Source organism: Roseateles aquae, assembly GCF_032337115.1.
Classification (GTDB): Bacteria; Pseudomonadota; Gammaproteobacteria; order Burkholderiales; family Burkholderiaceae_C; genus Roseateles_C; species Roseateles_C aquae.
Window position 1 is genome coordinate 61809 of sequence record NZ_JAVXZY010000014.1, and the last position, 14507, is coordinate 76315.

The 14507-nt window shown below is 68.2% G+C and carries 13 protein-coding genes; 5 read left to right on the forward strand and 8 right to left on the reverse strand.

The features are described 5' to 3' along the window. Positions 1–421: 421 nt before the first annotated feature. Positions 422–871: a hypothetical protein gene (locus RQP53_RS23580; protein WP_315653182.1), complete on the reverse strand. Its 450-nt coding sequence runs from the start codon at positions 869–871 to the stop codon at positions 422–424. A gap of 79 nt (positions 872–950) precedes the next feature. Continuing rightward, positions 951–1478 carry a GNAT family N-acetyltransferase gene (locus RQP53_RS23585; RefSeq protein ID WP_315653183.1) on the reverse strand — a complete coding sequence of 176 codons (528 nt, stop codon included), beginning with the start codon at positions 1476–1478 and terminating at the stop codon, positions 951–953. Between the two features lie 220 nt (positions 1479–1698). On the opposite strand from RQP53_RS23585, the gene RQP53_RS23590 reads away from it, so the two are divergent. Next, on the forward strand, positions 1699–2664 hold the full coding sequence (locus RQP53_RS23590; RefSeq protein WP_315653184.1) for a cation diffusion facilitator family transporter: 966 nt from the start codon (positions 1699–1701) through the stop codon (positions 2662–2664). A 48-nt stretch (positions 2665–2712) separates the two neighbouring features. Here RQP53_RS23590 and RQP53_RS23595 read toward each other — a convergent pair whose 3' ends face one another. The 3 genes from RQP53_RS23595 to RQP53_RS23605 form a co-directional block, all read right to left on the reverse strand. Beyond that, on the reverse strand, positions 2713–3201 hold the full coding sequence (locus tag RQP53_RS23595; RefSeq protein WP_315653185.1) for a GNAT family N-acetyltransferase: 489 nt from the start codon (positions 3199–3201) through the stop codon (positions 2713–2715). After that, a complete protein-coding gene (locus tag RQP53_RS23600; RefSeq protein ID WP_315653186.1) occupies positions 3188–3715 on the reverse strand; it encodes a tetratricopeptide repeat protein in 528 nt (175 codons plus the stop codon). Before RQP53_RS23600 ends, RQP53_RS23595 begins: the two co-directional genes overlap by 14 nt. Before the next feature lie 139 nt (positions 3716–3854). Then, positions 3855–5189 carry an aminotransferase-like domain-containing protein gene (locus RQP53_RS23605; RefSeq protein WP_315653241.1) on the reverse strand — a complete coding sequence of 445 codons (1335 nt, stop codon included), beginning with the start codon at positions 5187–5189 and terminating at the stop codon, positions 3855–3857. Positions 5190–5384: 195 nt separating this feature from the next. On the opposite strand from RQP53_RS23605, the gene RQP53_RS23610 reads away from it, so the two are divergent. Continuing rightward, entirely contained in the window at positions 5385–6221 is an 837-nt protein-coding gene (locus RQP53_RS23610) for a DMT family transporter (RefSeq protein ID WP_315653242.1), read from the forward strand. Positions 6222–6242: 21 nt separating this feature from the next. On the opposite strand, the gene RQP53_RS23615 is transcribed toward RQP53_RS23610, so the two are convergent. Continuing rightward, positions 6243–6710, reverse strand: a complete 468-nt coding sequence (locus RQP53_RS23615; protein ID WP_315653187.1) for a M15 family metallopeptidase — start codon at positions 6708–6710, stop codon at positions 6243–6245. Positions 6711–6907: 197 nt separating this feature from the next. Here RQP53_RS23615 and RQP53_RS23620 point away from each other — a divergent pair, with 197 nt between their 5' ends. Together RQP53_RS23620 and RQP53_RS23625 are read left to right on the forward strand one after the other, a co-directional pair. Then, a complete protein-coding gene (locus tag RQP53_RS23620) occupies positions 6908–8806 on the forward strand; it encodes a TonB C-terminal domain-containing protein (RefSeq protein WP_315653188.1) in 1899 nt (632 codons plus the stop codon). A gap of 12 nt (positions 8807–8818) precedes the next feature. Continuing rightward, the gene (locus RQP53_RS23625; RefSeq protein WP_315653189.1) at positions 8819–9085 is read left to right on the forward strand and encodes a helix-turn-helix domain-containing protein; all 267 of its coding nucleotides are present in this window, start codon (positions 8819–8821) and stop codon (positions 9083–9085) included. A gap of 4 nt (positions 9086–9089) precedes the next feature. On the opposite strand, the gene otnI is transcribed toward RQP53_RS23625, so the two are convergent. Together otnI and RQP53_RS23635 are read right to left on the reverse strand one after the other, a co-directional pair. Beyond that, positions 9090–9872, reverse strand: coding sequence for a 2-oxo-tetronate isomerase (gene otnI, locus RQP53_RS23630; RefSeq protein ID WP_315653190.1), 783 nt, complete (start codon positions 9870–9872; stop codon positions 9090–9092). An 11-nt stretch (positions 9873–9883) separates the two neighbouring features. Then, complete coding sequence (locus tag RQP53_RS23635; RefSeq protein ID WP_315653191.1) at positions 9884–10495, reverse strand: zinc metalloprotease; 612 nt, start codon at positions 10493–10495, stop codon at positions 9884–9886. Between the two features lie 184 nt (positions 10496–10679). Here RQP53_RS23635 and RQP53_RS23640 point away from each other — a divergent pair, with 184 nt between their 5' ends. Continuing rightward, on the forward strand, positions 10680–14501 hold the full coding sequence (locus RQP53_RS23640) for a PAS domain S-box protein (protein WP_315653192.1): 3822 nt from the start codon (positions 10680–10682) through the stop codon (positions 14499–14501). Positions 14502–14507: the final 6 nt, after the last annotated feature.

The window sequence follows — 14507 nt, forward strand, 5'->3', positions numbered from 1 at the left end:
GGTCGGGCGGGACTTGGAATGTTCTGTGATTTGGGACGGTCTGAGTCAGCCGGCGTACTGCGGCCGATCCAGTTCGGCCATCGACGTCCGGCTGGACGCTGACATCGTCAAGCAAGGACGCGCCTGTATCAGCGCCCAAGTCCACCGATGACTCTGGGACGCTCAGCGCTGATTGACTGGCCTCTCCTTGCCTCGCCGTGTTGACCTGCGCCTTCGCGCGGGCGCACCTCAGTTCGTCCTTGATGAGCGTCAGGCTGGGCAACAGCGACTCACCCCAGCGTTCACACCTTGGATAGCGGTGCTTGAAGTCGGTAAAACCACAGCCGTGGCTTTTGGGAGGAGAGCAAGACGCGGTCATGTGGTTTTCAGCGCCCTACTGCCGGCCGCTGAGCCTTGCTGATCTTGCCTGGCCTCTCGGACATCAGCAAATGTCCTTGCCCATCGGGCCATGCATGCTGCGCCACGCCTGCTGTCGCTCCTCCTTGCCGGTGTTGATGCACATATCGCTGACGCTGGCTCCCCAATTCACGGCGAGGGCTTCCAGAATCAGCGCCTCACCGACCAGGGTGTCCGGCAAGACCAGCAGGCGCCGTTGGATGTCCACACAGAAATAGAGGTCCACCACACCGGGTGTTTCGCCTGGCGCCGTTCGCTCGCGCAAGGACGTGATCGTGTAGCCCATCTCGGCAAGCAGCCAGGCCACTCTCTCGGCGCGCTCCCTGTCCAAGGTGCTCAGACTCCATGACACCGGGTAGAGCACACCCCAGGGAACCCCGCCTCCGTAGCCGCTGGTGGCCCAGTCGCTCAGCTGGCTCTCCACCTGCGTCCTTACGTTGGCGGCCTCTTCGGCTGTCAGTGATCTCAGTTCCAAGCGGCTCGCTCCCCTCTCAGTTGATGGCGCCGTTGCTGGCCTGTCGGCGCCTTCTGCCGACCATCATCAAGTTGCAGGCTCAGCTTGCCTCTGCTGCCAGCTGCTGGGTCTCGTTCCAGGCATAGCGGAACATGGGCACCCGGCTGCCCTCCGGCGCTTCCCAGACATCGCCGCCCGCTTCTCGGCCAGCCAAGCGTGCATAGAAGCCCTGGGCCTGGACATTGGCTTGCACCACCCAGAGATACAAACCATTGGATTGCGCAGCCTCGCAGGCCTTGGCCGCGGCTTGCATCAGCAGCCGGCCCAGGCCTCTGCCCTGGGCAGATCGGGCCACGTGGAGGTTGTTCAGCTCTGAGCCCCAGACAGCATCCTCGTCCAGCAGCACGCAGGCGAAGCCAAGCGCCTCGCCCTGCTCCTCCAGCAACAAGACTCGCTGGTTTGGCGCCGGCGTGCCCAGTCGCGCTGACCAGTGCTGGCGGCGGCTGGCGTCCACTTGCTGGTCCAGGTAGAGGTCGCCGAGCACGCCGCGGTAGCTGTGCTTCCAGCTAGCCGCATGCAGGGCGGCGACGGTGGGGATGTCGGTCACGGAGGCTTGGCGTATCAGCATGCTGGAATCATGTCGTGCAGGCGTTCAGGCAGCTTCCTTGGCCGCCAGTGCCGCAGCCATTATGGTGGAGCGCGCTCTGCTGGACGGGGCGAGGATATGAAAGGCTTGCGCCAGGCGCACCAGCGCGTCGTGGTGCCGAGGGCCTTGGGGCAGGCGCAATGAAACGGTGCCGCTGGATCGCTGTAGCATCGGGCGCCTTCAGACCCTGCGCAGCCTCGCCATGCCTTTCTCCGTGCCTCCCGACGACGACGAAGACCACGAGCACAGCCCTGCCGAGCGCTCGGCGGCGGCGTCGCGCAGCACCTGGGTCAGCGTGGCCGTCAATCTCGTTCTGACGACGGTGCAGATCACGGTCGGCCTGCTGGCCAAGTCGCAGGGCCTGGTGGCCGATGGCATTCATTCGCTGTCTGATCTGGTGGCCGATTTTGTGGTGCTGGTTGCCAACCACCACAGCCAGAAGGACGCCGATACCGACCATCCCTATGGCCACCAGCGCTTCGAGACGGCCGCCAGCCTGGTGCTGGGCGCCCTGCTGCTGGCGGTGGGCCTGGGCATGCTGTGGTCGGCGTTTTTGAAGCTGGAACAGCCGGAGACGGTGGCGCAGGTGCATGCGGTGGCGCTGTGGGTGGCGGCGGGTGCGCTGCTGGCCAAGGAGCTGCTGTTTCGCTACATGCTGGCGGTGGCCAAGCGCATCAAGTCGAGCATGCTGGTCGCCAATGCCTGGCATGCGCGCTCGGATGCGGCGTCCTCCTTGGTCGTGGGCATCGGCATTGCCGGCAATCTGGCCGGCTATCCCATCCTGGACCCGATCGCAGCGGCCATCGTCGGCTTCATGGTCGCCAAGATGGGCTGGGAGTTCGGCTGGGACGCGCTGCACGATCTGATGGACCGCGCGATTGACGACGCCGAAGTCGACGCCATCCGCCAGACGCTGCAAGGCACGCCCGGCATCCAGGGCGTGCACGACATCCGCACCCGCAAGATGGGCGACATGATTGTGGTGGACGCTCATATCGAGGTCGACGCCACGCTGAGCGTCGAGGCCGGGCACGATATCGCCGTCGAGGCCCGCAAGCGGGTGATGCAGCGCCACCGTGTGCTCAATCTGATGACCCATGTGGACCCCTGGCGCCGGCCGGATCTGGATCATGAGGCAGATCAGGCGGCGGCCAGCCCGCGGAGCTGATCGATCACGGCCACGACGATTGCCGCCTTTCCAAGCGCCCATGCGCCTTCAAGGCCTTGAGCTGGTGTTGTGCGGGCAAGGCGGGCGCCGCATCTCTGCGGCCATCACTGGCACGCCGTTGTATTCGGTTTCGAATTCACGGACGACCGCGAAGCCATGCCGCTGGTACAACTCCCGGGCGGGCGCGTTGCTGAGAGCCACATACAGGCGAGCCTCGCCAGGCACGAGCCCGAGCAGGTGCATGAGCAAGGCCCGGCCGATGCCGCGGCCGCGGTGCTCTGGATGCACAAACAGGCCGCGGATCTCGGCACCATGCAGCGAGGAAAAACCCAGGCTGTGCTTTCCCTGCTCGGCGATGAAGAGTTCACCTTCGCACAGGGCCTGATGGCGCCTGGCGTCGTCTGGCAGTGGCAGCAAGACAAAGCTGCGTGCCTCGAAACGCAATTCGTCGAGCTTGGAGCAGCCATAGATGTCGTAGACGGCACGCAGGTCGGCTGCGGTAGCTAGGCGGATCTGCAAGGTTTTACTTCGTGCCAAGTTCAAGGCGGCGGCTGAAGCGGGTGATTAGCGTGTGGGCCAACGTTTCGGCTTCCTGACGCTCTGCGCTGGACATGCTGGGGCTGAGTGCAGCCAGCGCGCCGCGTGCGTCTTTCTCAATGCTGGCCTCGGTGTCATCGCTCTTGCTGAGCAGGCTGGCAGTCGCTACCGCGCAGCGATACCAGGCGTAGGCAGTGAGTGGTTGGCGGCTGACACCCTTGCCTGCTTCATAGGCTTGGCCCAGGTGCAGCTGGGCTTCGGACACCGCCAGCATCGCACCCTTGCGCCACAACTCGACAGCCCGGGCTGGCTCTGCCGGTCCCCCCAGCCCTTGGTAGAGAAGGAAGGCCAGGTTGTTCAGCGCCTCGTCCGGGCCGCCCTCGGCGAGCGACTGCTGCCATTGCTTGCGCGCTTCCGCGTAGTCTTTGGCGCGCCAGGCATCAACGCCCTTGTTGTAGGGCGATCGGTCGGAGGCCCACGCAGATCCCGACAGGACAGAGGTGGCGATGAGCAAAAGGAGAATGTGGAATCGCATGGGCTGGGCTCAGGGCGACAGACGCGGCTTTGGCGTGGCAGGCTAACACGGACTCGGCCGCTCTCGTGAACCCGACAGAGGCTCAATAGACGCCAGTGGATCTGCTGCGCCAGTGCAGTCAAACACTGCGCTCGGCAACCGCTTCCGCCACCCGCAACAAAGCCTGCCGCAACACCGGCAGCTCGACCGATCCCAGCGCCAGGCGAATCGCATGGGGCACGGTCTTGCCGGTCGCATAGGGCTCGGCGGTGCTGACGGCGATGCCCTGCTGCATCAGGGCCAGCGCGAGCTGGTCGGCGCGCACGCCCTCGGGCAGCGGCAGCCAGAGGAAGTAGGAGGCCGGATGGCCGATGCGCGGCAGGGGCTTGAGCAGGACGGCGGCCAGGGTCTGGCGCAGCCGGGCATCGGCGCGCTTTTCAGCTTCGAGCCGGGCAACGCTGCCATCGTCCAGCCAGCCGCAGGCCAGTGCCGTCATCACGCCGGCGGTGTTCCAGGTGGTGGCGCGGATGGCGCGTTCGATCGCCGGCACCCAGGCCGATGGCGCGACCAGATAGCCGACGCGCAGGCCGGCCGCCACGTTCTTGGAGAAGCCACTGACATAGACCGTCAGCTCCGGCGCCAGCGCGGCCAGCGGCGGCGGCGCCGGTTCGGCCAGATAGGCATAGGCCGCGTCCTCGATCAGCATCAGGCCGTGCTGGCGGGCAAGGGCGACGAGCGCGCGGCGGCGCTTCAGCCCGGTGACCCAGCCCAGCGGGTTCTGCAGCGTGGGCATGGTGTAGACCGCGCGGACGCGGCGGCGCCGGCACAGTCGCTCCAGCACGTCCAGATCGGGCCCCGGGCCATCGGCCGGCAGTGCCAGCAGCTCCAGCCGGAAGGCCTCAGCGACCAGCTTGAAGCCGGGATAGCTCAGCGCATCGATGGCGACCACATCACCCGGCTGCAGCAGGGCCATCGCCGTCAGCGCGAGGCCGTGCTGGGCGCCGTCCACCAGCATCAGCTGCTCGGGCGGCACGCTGAGCCCGCGGGCGCGCAGATAGTGCGCCACGCTGGCACGGTCGCGCAGCCGGCCGCCATGGGGCTGATAGCGCAGCAGCGCCTCGAGATCGCCGGCCTGGGCCAGTCGGCGCAGCGCCTGGCGCAGCAGCTCGGCCTGGCCGGGCAGGGCCGGGTAGTTGAAGCTGAGGTCGACGGCATCGGGCGCCGCCGCCGTCAGATCGACGCCCTGGCCCGGCGGCAGCGCCGTCTCCTTGACGAAGGTGCCGCGGCCAGTCTCGCCGCTGACCAGGCCCATGGCCGCCAGCTCGGCGTAGACGCGGCTGGCCGTGACCAGGGCCAGGCCTTCGCGCGCCGCCAGTGCGCGGTGCGTGGGCAGCCGGCTACCGGGCGACAGGCGGCCGCTGCGGATCTCATCGGCCAGGCGATCCAGCAGCTGTTTGTAGCGGGCCTTGGGCATCTGTATCCATGACAATGATTTGATCGTCATGATTGTGCGGCCTAGCATGGGCGCTCGCAATGTGCAGCTTGATGCGCAGACAGGGCAGAGATGATTCGAATTTCAGCAGCGCCAGCCGTGGCGGGTATTCAAACGGTCAGCAAAACACCGGGCGCCGATGGCGAGGGCGGCAGACACCAGGCACGCGCCGGCTGGATCAATGGCGCGCTTGGTGTGTTGATCTTCAGCGGCTCGCTGCCGGCCACCCGGCTGGCGGTGCGCGACTTCGAGCCGCTGTTCCTGACAGCAGCGCGTGCCTGTATCGCCGCTGCCGTGGCGCTGGCCCTACTCCTGCTGCTGCGCCAGCCGCGGCCCACACTGACGCAGCTGCGCGCCCTGGCCGGCGTGGCGCTGGGCGTTGTGCTGGGTTTTCCGCTGCTGACGGCGCTGGCGCTGCGCCAGGTCGACGCGGCCCATTCCATCGTCTTTCTCGGCCTGCTGCCGCTGGTCACGGCGGCCTGCGGCGTCTGGCGCGGCGGCGAGCGCCCTCGCCCGGCCTTTTGGGCCTTCTCGGCGCTGGGCAGTGCGCTGCTGCTGGCCTTTGCGCTGAGCCGTGGTGCCGGCGGGCTGTTGGCGGGGGACGGCTTGATGCTGCTGGCGATCCTGGTCTGCGGCTATGGCTATGCCGAGGGCGCGCAGCTGACGCGACAGCTGGGCGGCTGGCAGGTCATCAGCTGGGCCCTGGTGCTGGCGCTGCCGGCGATGGCGGGGCTTGCGTTCTGGCAGTGGCCGGCCAGCGTGGCTGGCGTTCATCTGAGCGCCTGGCTGAGCCTGGGCTATGTGTCGCTGTTCAGCATGCTGATCGGCTTTGTGTTCTGGTACCGCGGCCTGCAGCAGGGCGGTGTGGCGGCGGTCAGCCAGCTGCAGCTGCTGCAGCCCTTGCTTGGCCTGGCACTGGCCGCGCTGCTGCTGAACGAGACGGTCAGCGCCGGGCTGCTCGCGCTGGCGCTGGCCCTGCTGGCCTGCGTGCTGGGCGCGCGGCGATTTGCTTGAGCGGCGCCGACTGACGCTGCCTTAAGGATATTTGTCCTTGGGCAGCTCGTAGTGCGGGCCGTCGATGAAGGCCTTCAGTCCCAGCTTCTTGCGCCTTGCGACATAGGCCGTCACCAGATCTTCGGGCGGCTCGGTCGAGGCGGTGAAGTCAATGTCCCAGGCGCCACCCCAGCGTATCGGGGTGCCGAGCTGGCGGGCGGCCATGCGCACGGCGTCGGCAATCACATAGATGGGCGGCCACTCCCAGCGCAGCTTGCCATTGATATAGGGCACCAGATCAACCGCGTGGCCGCTGATGTGGCGCGAGTCCATGGTCTGCGAGGCCCCGGCGGCGACCAGCTGCTGCTGTTCGGCCTGCGTGCGTATGCCGTCGTGCACGGAAAAATCCTGGATGCTGATCGTGATGGCCCGCTGAACCACCGCCACCAGGTCGGGATGCACCCCTTGCAGTTCCTTCAAGGACGAGGGGCCAAGTACGAATTGGGCCATGGCTGTGCTCCTGTCTGCCGTGCGCCGACTGTGCCTGTGCCGGCGCCCTGTGTGCATCCCTAGCGTTGAGGAGGGCCACCAGCAGCGCCGCGCGGCCACGCTGGTTTGCTCTGGGCAGCCGCTTGCGCGCTTGCGATGACAATGCGCGCCATGCGAATCAGCCCTCGTCCTCAGAGCCAGACCGTGGAGGTCTGCGTTTGAGCCTTGCCACCGAGCCAAGCCCGAGGCCAGACGATGGCCTGCCACGCTGGGTTTCGCGCCGCCTGAGCCCGCGCGCCGCCCGCTGGCGCGAGGCGCGGGCCTGGGGTGTTTCCTTGCTGGTGCACGGGCTGCTGCTGAGCCTGTTCATCGGCGCGGACGGTGATGGCTTGCCGGGCCTTGGCCTGCCCTGGCAGAGCCGCCGGGTCCAGGTGCCGGATCTGCAGCTGCGCCTGTTGCCGACGCCGCCTGCCCCTGCCGCCGTAGCGCCGGAGCCCCCTGCCGTACTGCCGGCAGAGCCGGCGCCGAGTGCACCGCTGGCCACCGCGGCCAGCCTGGAGGCGCTCGCGCCGCCTGACGCCAGCCGGCCTGCGGCGGAGGCGGCGCCCCCGCCGCGGCCAGCAGCCGGCATCGTCGCTGCTCCCGCCCCTGCTCCCGCCGCCGTTCCCGCCGCCGTTCCCGCAGTCGACCCCGAGCCCGCCGATCCGCTGGCGCTGATCGCGCTGGCTCAGTTCGAGCCCGCGCTGTGGCGAACAGCCGCCGAGCCGGACGAGGGCGTGCTGCCGCTGGAGCCACGGCTGGCCCGTGCTGCCGCCCAGCAACCGTCGCAGGCCGCGGCGACTCCGGCAGCGCCGGCGGCCAGCGCAGTCAGCCTGGCCAGCGAGCCCGCCCTGTCAAATGTCCTGCCAGAAGTCCTGCAGGCGCGCGCCGCGCTGCGGACCTGGGAACGCCAGCTGGAGCAGCAGCTGCTGCGCTCACAAGCAGAGCAGGCGGCTGAGCGTGTGGCCCAGCAGCAGCAACAACAGCAGCAACAACAGGACGCCGCACACCAGGAAGTCGAGCGCCTGGCCGCCCGCTGGCAGCTGCGCCAACAGCAGTTGCAGCAGCTCCATCAGGAAATTGCCCGCCAGCAGGCCGTGCAGGCCGAAGCGGCACGGCTGGAGGCCGAGCGCCAGGAGGCGGCGCGGCAGGCGGCCGCACGCTTGGAAGCACTGCGCCAGCAGGCCGCCGCCAGGCTGGCCGAGCAGGCGGCGGCACAAGCGGCGGCACAGGCCGCCAGCCAGGCCGAGGTGCTGCGTCTGGAGGCCGCCCGCGCTGAAGCCGCCAGACAGGAAGCGGCGCGGGCCGAAGCGCAGCGCCAGGAGGCACAGCGGCTGGCGGCGGCCCACCAAGAAGCCGAACGTGCCGAAGCCGCGCGGCTGGCCGCGGCCCGTGCGGAAGCGGCCCGCCTGGAAGCAGCGCGGGTCGAGGCTGCACGGCTTGAGGCCCTGCGGCAGGTGGCGGAGCGCCAAGAGGCTGACCGCCAGCTGGCAGCTCGACTGGAGGCGCAACGCCTGGAAGCGGCACGCGCCGAGGCCGTCAGGCAGGAAGCCGCTCGGCAGGCCGCCGTGCGGGCGGCGGCGCTGGCCGAGGCCGAGGCCCGCGAGGCCAAGCTGCGCGCCATCGGCCGGCAGCTGAATGAGGAGGCGGCGCAGCGCGAGGCCGCTGCTGCTCAGGCCAATGCCGCCACCCGCGCCAACTCGCCACTGCTGCCCGCCGCCAGCGCGCTGCGCCGTGGCCGCCTGCTCGGGCGCAGCGACCCGAATGGCGAGCTGGTCGCCTATGCCGAGGCGATGGCCCGCAAGATCCAGCTGAACATGACGATGGAGCTGGTGCGCGAGGCGGCCAAGCAGCCCTATACCGACGCGATGGTGATGATGGCCATACGCAGCGACGGCTCGGTGGAATCGATCAGCTTCATCCGCTCCAGCGGTGTGCCGGCCTTGGACGAATCGATCCGCCGGGTGATCCAGAGCCAGGCCGCCTATCCGGCCTTCCCGCCAGCGCTGGCGCGCGATTACGACGTGATTGAGATCCGCCGCAGCTGGCATATCGACAGCGCGATCCGGCTGTACTGACAAAATACGCCGATGGCACAAGGCAAACGCATTTCCTCCGAGCTCGGCGAGCACACCCTGCAGGCGATACGCGCGCTCGGCGCGGCGGCCAAGGCGGCCCGGCTGCGGGCGGGCGAAGGCCAGGCGGCCGCGGCCGAACGGCTGGGCGTGCATGTGCAGACCATAGGGCGCATCGAGGCCGGCGAGCCCGGCGTGGCCATCGGCCATGTGCTGGGCCTGCTGGCGCTGTATGGGCTGACGGCCGCCGCGCAGCCCGCCGCCACCGAGGGCTTGCCCTGAGGAGTCAGCGCCAGCGCTGCAGCCAGCCCAGGCCCGCCGAGGTGGCGGCGCGCGGGCGGTACTCGCAGCCTATCCAGCCCGTGTAGCCCAGTTCGTCGATCAGCGCGAACAGATAGTCGTAGTTCAGCTCGCCGCGGTCGGGCTCCTGCCGCTCGGGCACGCCGGCAATCTGGATATGGCCGACCCGCCCGCCGGGCAGGTACTGCCGCAGCCGCGTGCTGACATCGCCCTCGACGATCTGCAGATGATAGAGATCCATCTGCACGCTCAGATTCGCCGCGCCAACGGCGGCCAGCACCTCATGCGCCTGCTGCTGGCGCTGCAGAAAATAGCCGGGCATATCGCGGCCATTGATCGGCTCGATCAGCAGCGTGACGCCCTGGCGCGCCGCCTGCGCGGCGGCCCAGGCTAGATTGGCCTGATAGGCGGCCTGCAGTGGCTCCCATGGCATGCCGGCCGGCGCAATGCCGGCCATCACATGCAGGCGCGGGCAGGCCAGCGCGGCGGCATAGGCGAGCGCCTCGGTGATGCCGGCGCGGAACTCGGCCTCACGCCCCGGCAGGCAGGCCAGGCCGCGCTCGCCGGCCGCCCAGTCGCCCGGCGGCGCGTTGAACAGGACCTGCTGCAGGCCGTGCTCGGCCAATCGTCTCGTCAGCACTTCGGCCGGATAGGCATAGGGGAACAGGTATTCGACGGCGCTGAAGCCATCGGCCGCGGCGGCGGCAAAACGGTCGAGGAAGTCATGCTCCGGATAGAGCATCGACAGATTGGCGGCAAAGCGAGGCATGGCGCGGGCTTTCAGCGGCCGTTGGCGGCCCGGCAGCGCGCGATGTCGCAGGCGGTGGGCAGCACGGCGCGGTACTCGGGGCTGGCCTTGACCAGGGCGGGGTCACGGGCCAGGCAGTGATGGCCCTGGCCATCGTGGTAGTAGCTGGTGACGTCGACACAGCGGCGTGAATGCGCCATCAGGCCGAAGAAATGGCCCATCTCGTGCGAGATCACCATCTGCAGCGTCTGCCGGGCATCGTGACGCGGATTGCGCTGGCGCAGCAGCGCAAAGCTGTCGGGGTTCAGGCTCAGCGTGCGCTGGCCGAGGTTGGCCAGTCCGAAGGTGTCGCGCGCCGCGGCGGCATTCCACTGCACGCGCACGGCGCCCGCCGTGGCGGAAGCGCCGGGCGGCAGCAGCTCGGCGGCCACGCCACAGGCTGCCCAGGCATGGGCCGCGCGAGCCAGCATGCTGCGCAGCTCGGCGCTGGCGAACCAGGCCGGCGCACCGGCATGCTCGTAGGCCAGACGCAGCGGCGTGGCCAGCGCCGGGCGGTCGACGCCATCACCCCAGGTGGCGATCTCGCCGGGGCGGCATTCGGCGATCTCTTCGCTGCGCACATCGGCCTGGGCAGTGCCGGTCATGCCGGCCAGCACCACCAGCACAGCAGCGATTCGACCGGGGGTCAGGCCTTGCCTCGGCCGGGAAAACTGTGCATTCCTTGTCCACATCGGCCGTATTGTCTGCGCAGGCTTTGCTATGCTGGCCCGCAGATTGCATGGATTCACCGAAGCGGCAGCTCCTGCCGTGCAGCGGAGGCGGGTGAAGATGGGTTCTGGCGCGCGCGGCCGCTATATCGTGTCGGTCACGGTTGGCTATCTCTTGCTGGCTCTGGCGTGGATATTCCTGTCCGACCAGCTGCTGGGGCAATTCGTTCCTGGCGAGCAGGCGCGCTGGATAGGAACGGCCAAGGGCGTCTTTTTCGTGCTCAGCACCGCGCTGTTGTTTGCGCTGGCCTTGCGCGCCGTGCCCGCTCATGATCCCACCGAAATTGACAAGCTGGTTTCCCAGCGTGGTCGCCGCCGCCGCTGGTGGGCGTATGGCTTGGCTGTCGTGTTGAGTGTGCTCATGCTGGCGCTTCATCGGGCATTGATCCACAGCCTGGGCGACCGCCCGATGCTGATTCTGTTCATGCTGCCCATCACCGTCAGCGCACTGCTGGGGGGCTGGCTGCCGGGGCTGTCGGCCACTCTGTTCACGACGCTGGGCGTGATCGCCCTGTCGGTGGCTGAACCGAACCGCAGCCTGGGCCTGGCTGCGCAACATGACTTGGTTCAGTGGGTCTTTCTGCTGCTCAATGGCGTGGCCGTCAGCCTGCTCAGCGAGCAGCTGGGCCGGGCGCTGGTGCGCGCCGAATTCAGCCGCGGCCTGCTGCAGGCGGTGGTGTCGGGGACCTCGGATGCCGTCTTCGTCAAGGATGTGCAGGGCCGCTATCTGTACGCCAACGAGGCGGCGGCGCGGTTTGTCGGGCGACCGGTCAAGGACATCATTGGTGCCGACGACGGCGCGATCTTTCCAAACGCCACGGCTGAATTCGTCCGCGCGCGCGATCGGGCGGTGCTTGCTTCGGGACTGACCCAAACACATGAGGAGCTGGTGCGTACCGCGGATGGCCGCCAGTTGAATTTCCTGGTCACCAAGGGTGTGATCCGCGATGGCGACGAGGCCATCACCGGCCTGTTCGGCATCTCGCGCGACATCACCGCGCGCAGCGAGGCCGAGGCCCGGGTGCAGCGCAGCGAGGCGGCGATGCTGGCGGCGCAGCGGCTGGCCCATGTCGGTAACTGGTCGTGGCAGCTTGAGACCGGGGCGCATTTCTGGTCAGCCGAGCTGTTCGCAATCTTCGGGCTCGACCCCGCGCAAGCGCCGCCCGAGTTGTCTGAGCTGGACCGCCACTTCCTCCCGGCCAGCTGGCAGCTGATCTCTCAGTCCCTGCAACAGCTGCGTGACCATGGCGGCAGCTTTCAGCATGACGCCCAGCTGCGCCGCGCCGATAGCGGCGAGCTGCGCTGGGTGACGGCGCGTGGTCAGGCGCTGCTGGATGAGCAGGGGCGATGCGTCCAGCTGATCGGCACGCTGCAGGACATCACGGAGCGCAAGCGCCTGGATGACGATCTGCACTTTGTGCTGCAGGAGGCGGTCGACGGCATCTGGATTGCCGACGAACAGGGGCGTTATCTCTACGCCAACCCGGCCGCCTGCCGCTTGACCGGCCACAGCCTGGAGCAGCTGCAGGCAATGCATATCAGCGAGATGCTCAGCGCCGATGAGCTGCAGCATCTACAGCCGCATTTGCAGCAGCTTGAGCTGGAGCGCTTCATCCGTCGCGAATGGCGCTTGCGCCGCGATGATGGCAGCGAGGTCTGCGTTGAGCTGACGACGACGCGGATGGAAGACGGCCGCTATATGGCCTTCGGCCGTGACCTGAGCGAACGCAAGCGCGCCGAGGCCGCGCTGCGCGAGAACGAGCACCGGCTGGCGCGGGTGCTGGAGGGCTCAGACCAGGGCTACTGGGACTGGGACCTGATCGGTCAGGTCTTCCACGTCAGCCCGCGCTTCGAAACCATGCTGGGCTACGATCCCGGCGAGATGCGGGTGCAGCAGGACAACTGGCCCGAGCTGGTGCATCCCGAGGATCTGGCCGCGGCGATGCGCTCGATCGACGCTCATCTTGCCGGCGTGAACGAGCAGCACGATGTCGAGATCCGCTGTCGCAACAAGAACGGCCACTGGCGCTGGATACATTCGCGCGGCCGCGTCGTCGAATGGACCGAGGACGGCCGACCGCGGACGATGTCGGGCACGCACACCGACATCACCGAGCGCAAGAACTACGAGCTGGCGCAGCGCGAGGCGGCCACCGTGTTCAGCAGCAGCTACGAAGGCATCATGGTGGTCAGCACCGAGCGGCTGATCACCAAGGTCAACCCGGCGTTTGAACGGATCACCGGCTACAGTGCCGCCGAGGTGGTGGGCCAGTCGCCGCGCATCCTGGCATCAGGCCAGCACAGCTTGGCCTTCTACGCCGAGATGTGGGATTCGGTGCGCCAGCACGACTTCTGGCGCGGCGAAATCTGGAACCGGCGCAAGAGCGGCGAGATCTATGCCGAGATGCTGTCGATCTCGGTGGTGCGCAATGAGGCCGGCGTGCTGCAGCACTACATCGGCGTGTTCACCGACATCAGCCAGCAAAAAACCCACGAGGCCGAGCTGGACCGCATCGCCCATTTCGACGCGCTGACCGGCATGCCCAACCGCCGCCTGCTCAGCGACCGGCTGAACACCGGCCTGCTCAATGCGCGGCGCAATGCCAAGTCGCTGGCGGTCTGCTATCTGGACCTGGACGGTTTCAAGAGCATCAACGACCAGCACGGCCACAGCATCGGCGACCAGCTGCTGGTGCAGATCGCCGAGCGCATTGCCGGCGTGCTGCGCAGCCATGACACCATCGCGCGGCTGGGTGGCGACGAGTTTGTGCTGCTGCTGGCCGAGCTGGAGCGCAGCAATCAGTGCCAGCCGTTGCTGGAGCGGGTGCTCAGCGCGATCCAGGCGCCCTTGCAGGTGGGCAGCCTGCAGCTGCAGATCACCGCCAGCATCGGCGTGACGCTGTTCCCCGAAGACGGCGCCGATGCCGACACGCTGTTGCGCCATGCCGACCAGGCCATGTACATGGCCAAGGACGCGGGCAAGAATCGTTACTACCTGTTCGACCCGGTGCACGACCGCCAGGTCCAGGTGCTGCGCGAGCAGCAAGGCCGGCTGCGCCAGGCGCTGAACCAGGACGAGTTCGTGCTGTACTACCAGCCCAAGGTCGATCTGGCCGATGGTCGGGTCATCGGCATGGAGGCGCTGATACGCTGGCAGCATCCGGAACAGGGCCTGCTACCGCCGGGCCGCTTCTTGCACCATGTCGACGGCAGCGAGCTGGAGGTGGCGCTGGGCGAATGGGTGCTGGACAGCGCGATGCGTCAGGTGCTGGCCTGGCAGCAGCAGGGCCTGGATTTGCACGTCAGCGTCAACATCAGCGCCCTGCATCTGCTGCAGAACAGCTTTGTCGAGGAACTGGCGGCAGCGCTGCAGCGCCATCCGGCGCTCGACCCGTCGCGACTCGAACTGGAGATCCTCGAGACGGCCGGCCTGTCGGACCTGAGCCGGGCGGTGCAGGTGTTGACGCAGTGCCAGGCCTTGGGCGTGAGCTTTGCGCTCGACGACTTCGGCACCGGCTATTCCTCGCTGGCCTATTTCCGCGCGCTGCCGGTGCAGCTGATCAAGATCGACCAGAGCTTTGTTCGCGACATGCTCAGCGACGCCAGCGACTTCGGCATCGTCGACAGCGTGGTGCGCCTGGCCCGCGCCTTCAACCGGCCGGTGATTGCCGAAGGCGTCGAGACCCTGGCCCACGGCGCGGCCCTGCTCCAGCTCGGCTGCCGGATGGCTCAGGGCTATGGCATTGCCCGCCCGATGCCGGCCGAGCAGGTGCCGGTCTGGGTGGCGCAGTGGCAGGACGAACGGGTCTGGACGACGCTGGCCGAGCCACCAGCTGGCCCGGGCTTGCCCCAGGTCATGAGCGAAACGGTCAACAGGGCCTAGAGTGGG

Coding starts and splice junctions, on each gene's coding strand:
- RQP53_RS23615 (WP_315653187.1), bottom strand. CDS start 6,710: ATGGCCCAATTCGTACTTGGCCCCTCGTCCTTGAAGGAACTGCAAGGG.
- RQP53_RS23590 (WP_315653184.1), top strand. CDS start 1,699: ATGCCTTTCTCCGTGCCTCCCGACGACGACGAAGACCACGAGCACAGC.
- RQP53_RS23585 (WP_315653183.1), bottom strand. CDS start 1,478: ATGCTGATACGCCAAGCCTCCGTGACCGACATCCCCACCGTCGCCGCC.
- RQP53_RS23605 (WP_315653241.1), bottom strand. CDS start 5,189: ATGCCCAAGGCCCGCTACAAACAGCTGCTGGATCGCCTGGCCGATGAG.
- otnI (WP_315653190.1), bottom strand. CDS start 9,872: ATGCCTCGCTTTGCCGCCAATCTGTCGATGCTCTATCCGGAGCATGAC.
- RQP53_RS23640 (WP_315653192.1), top strand. CDS start 10,680: ATGGGTTCTGGCGCGCGCGGCCGCTATATCGTGTCGGTCACGGTTGGC.
- RQP53_RS23625 (WP_315653189.1), top strand. CDS start 8,819: ATGGCACAAGGCAAACGCATTTCCTCCGAGCTCGGCGAGCACACCCTG.
- RQP53_RS23635 (WP_315653191.1), bottom strand. CDS start 10,495: ATGACCGGCACTGCCCAGGCCGATGTGCGCAGCGAAGAGATCGCCGAA.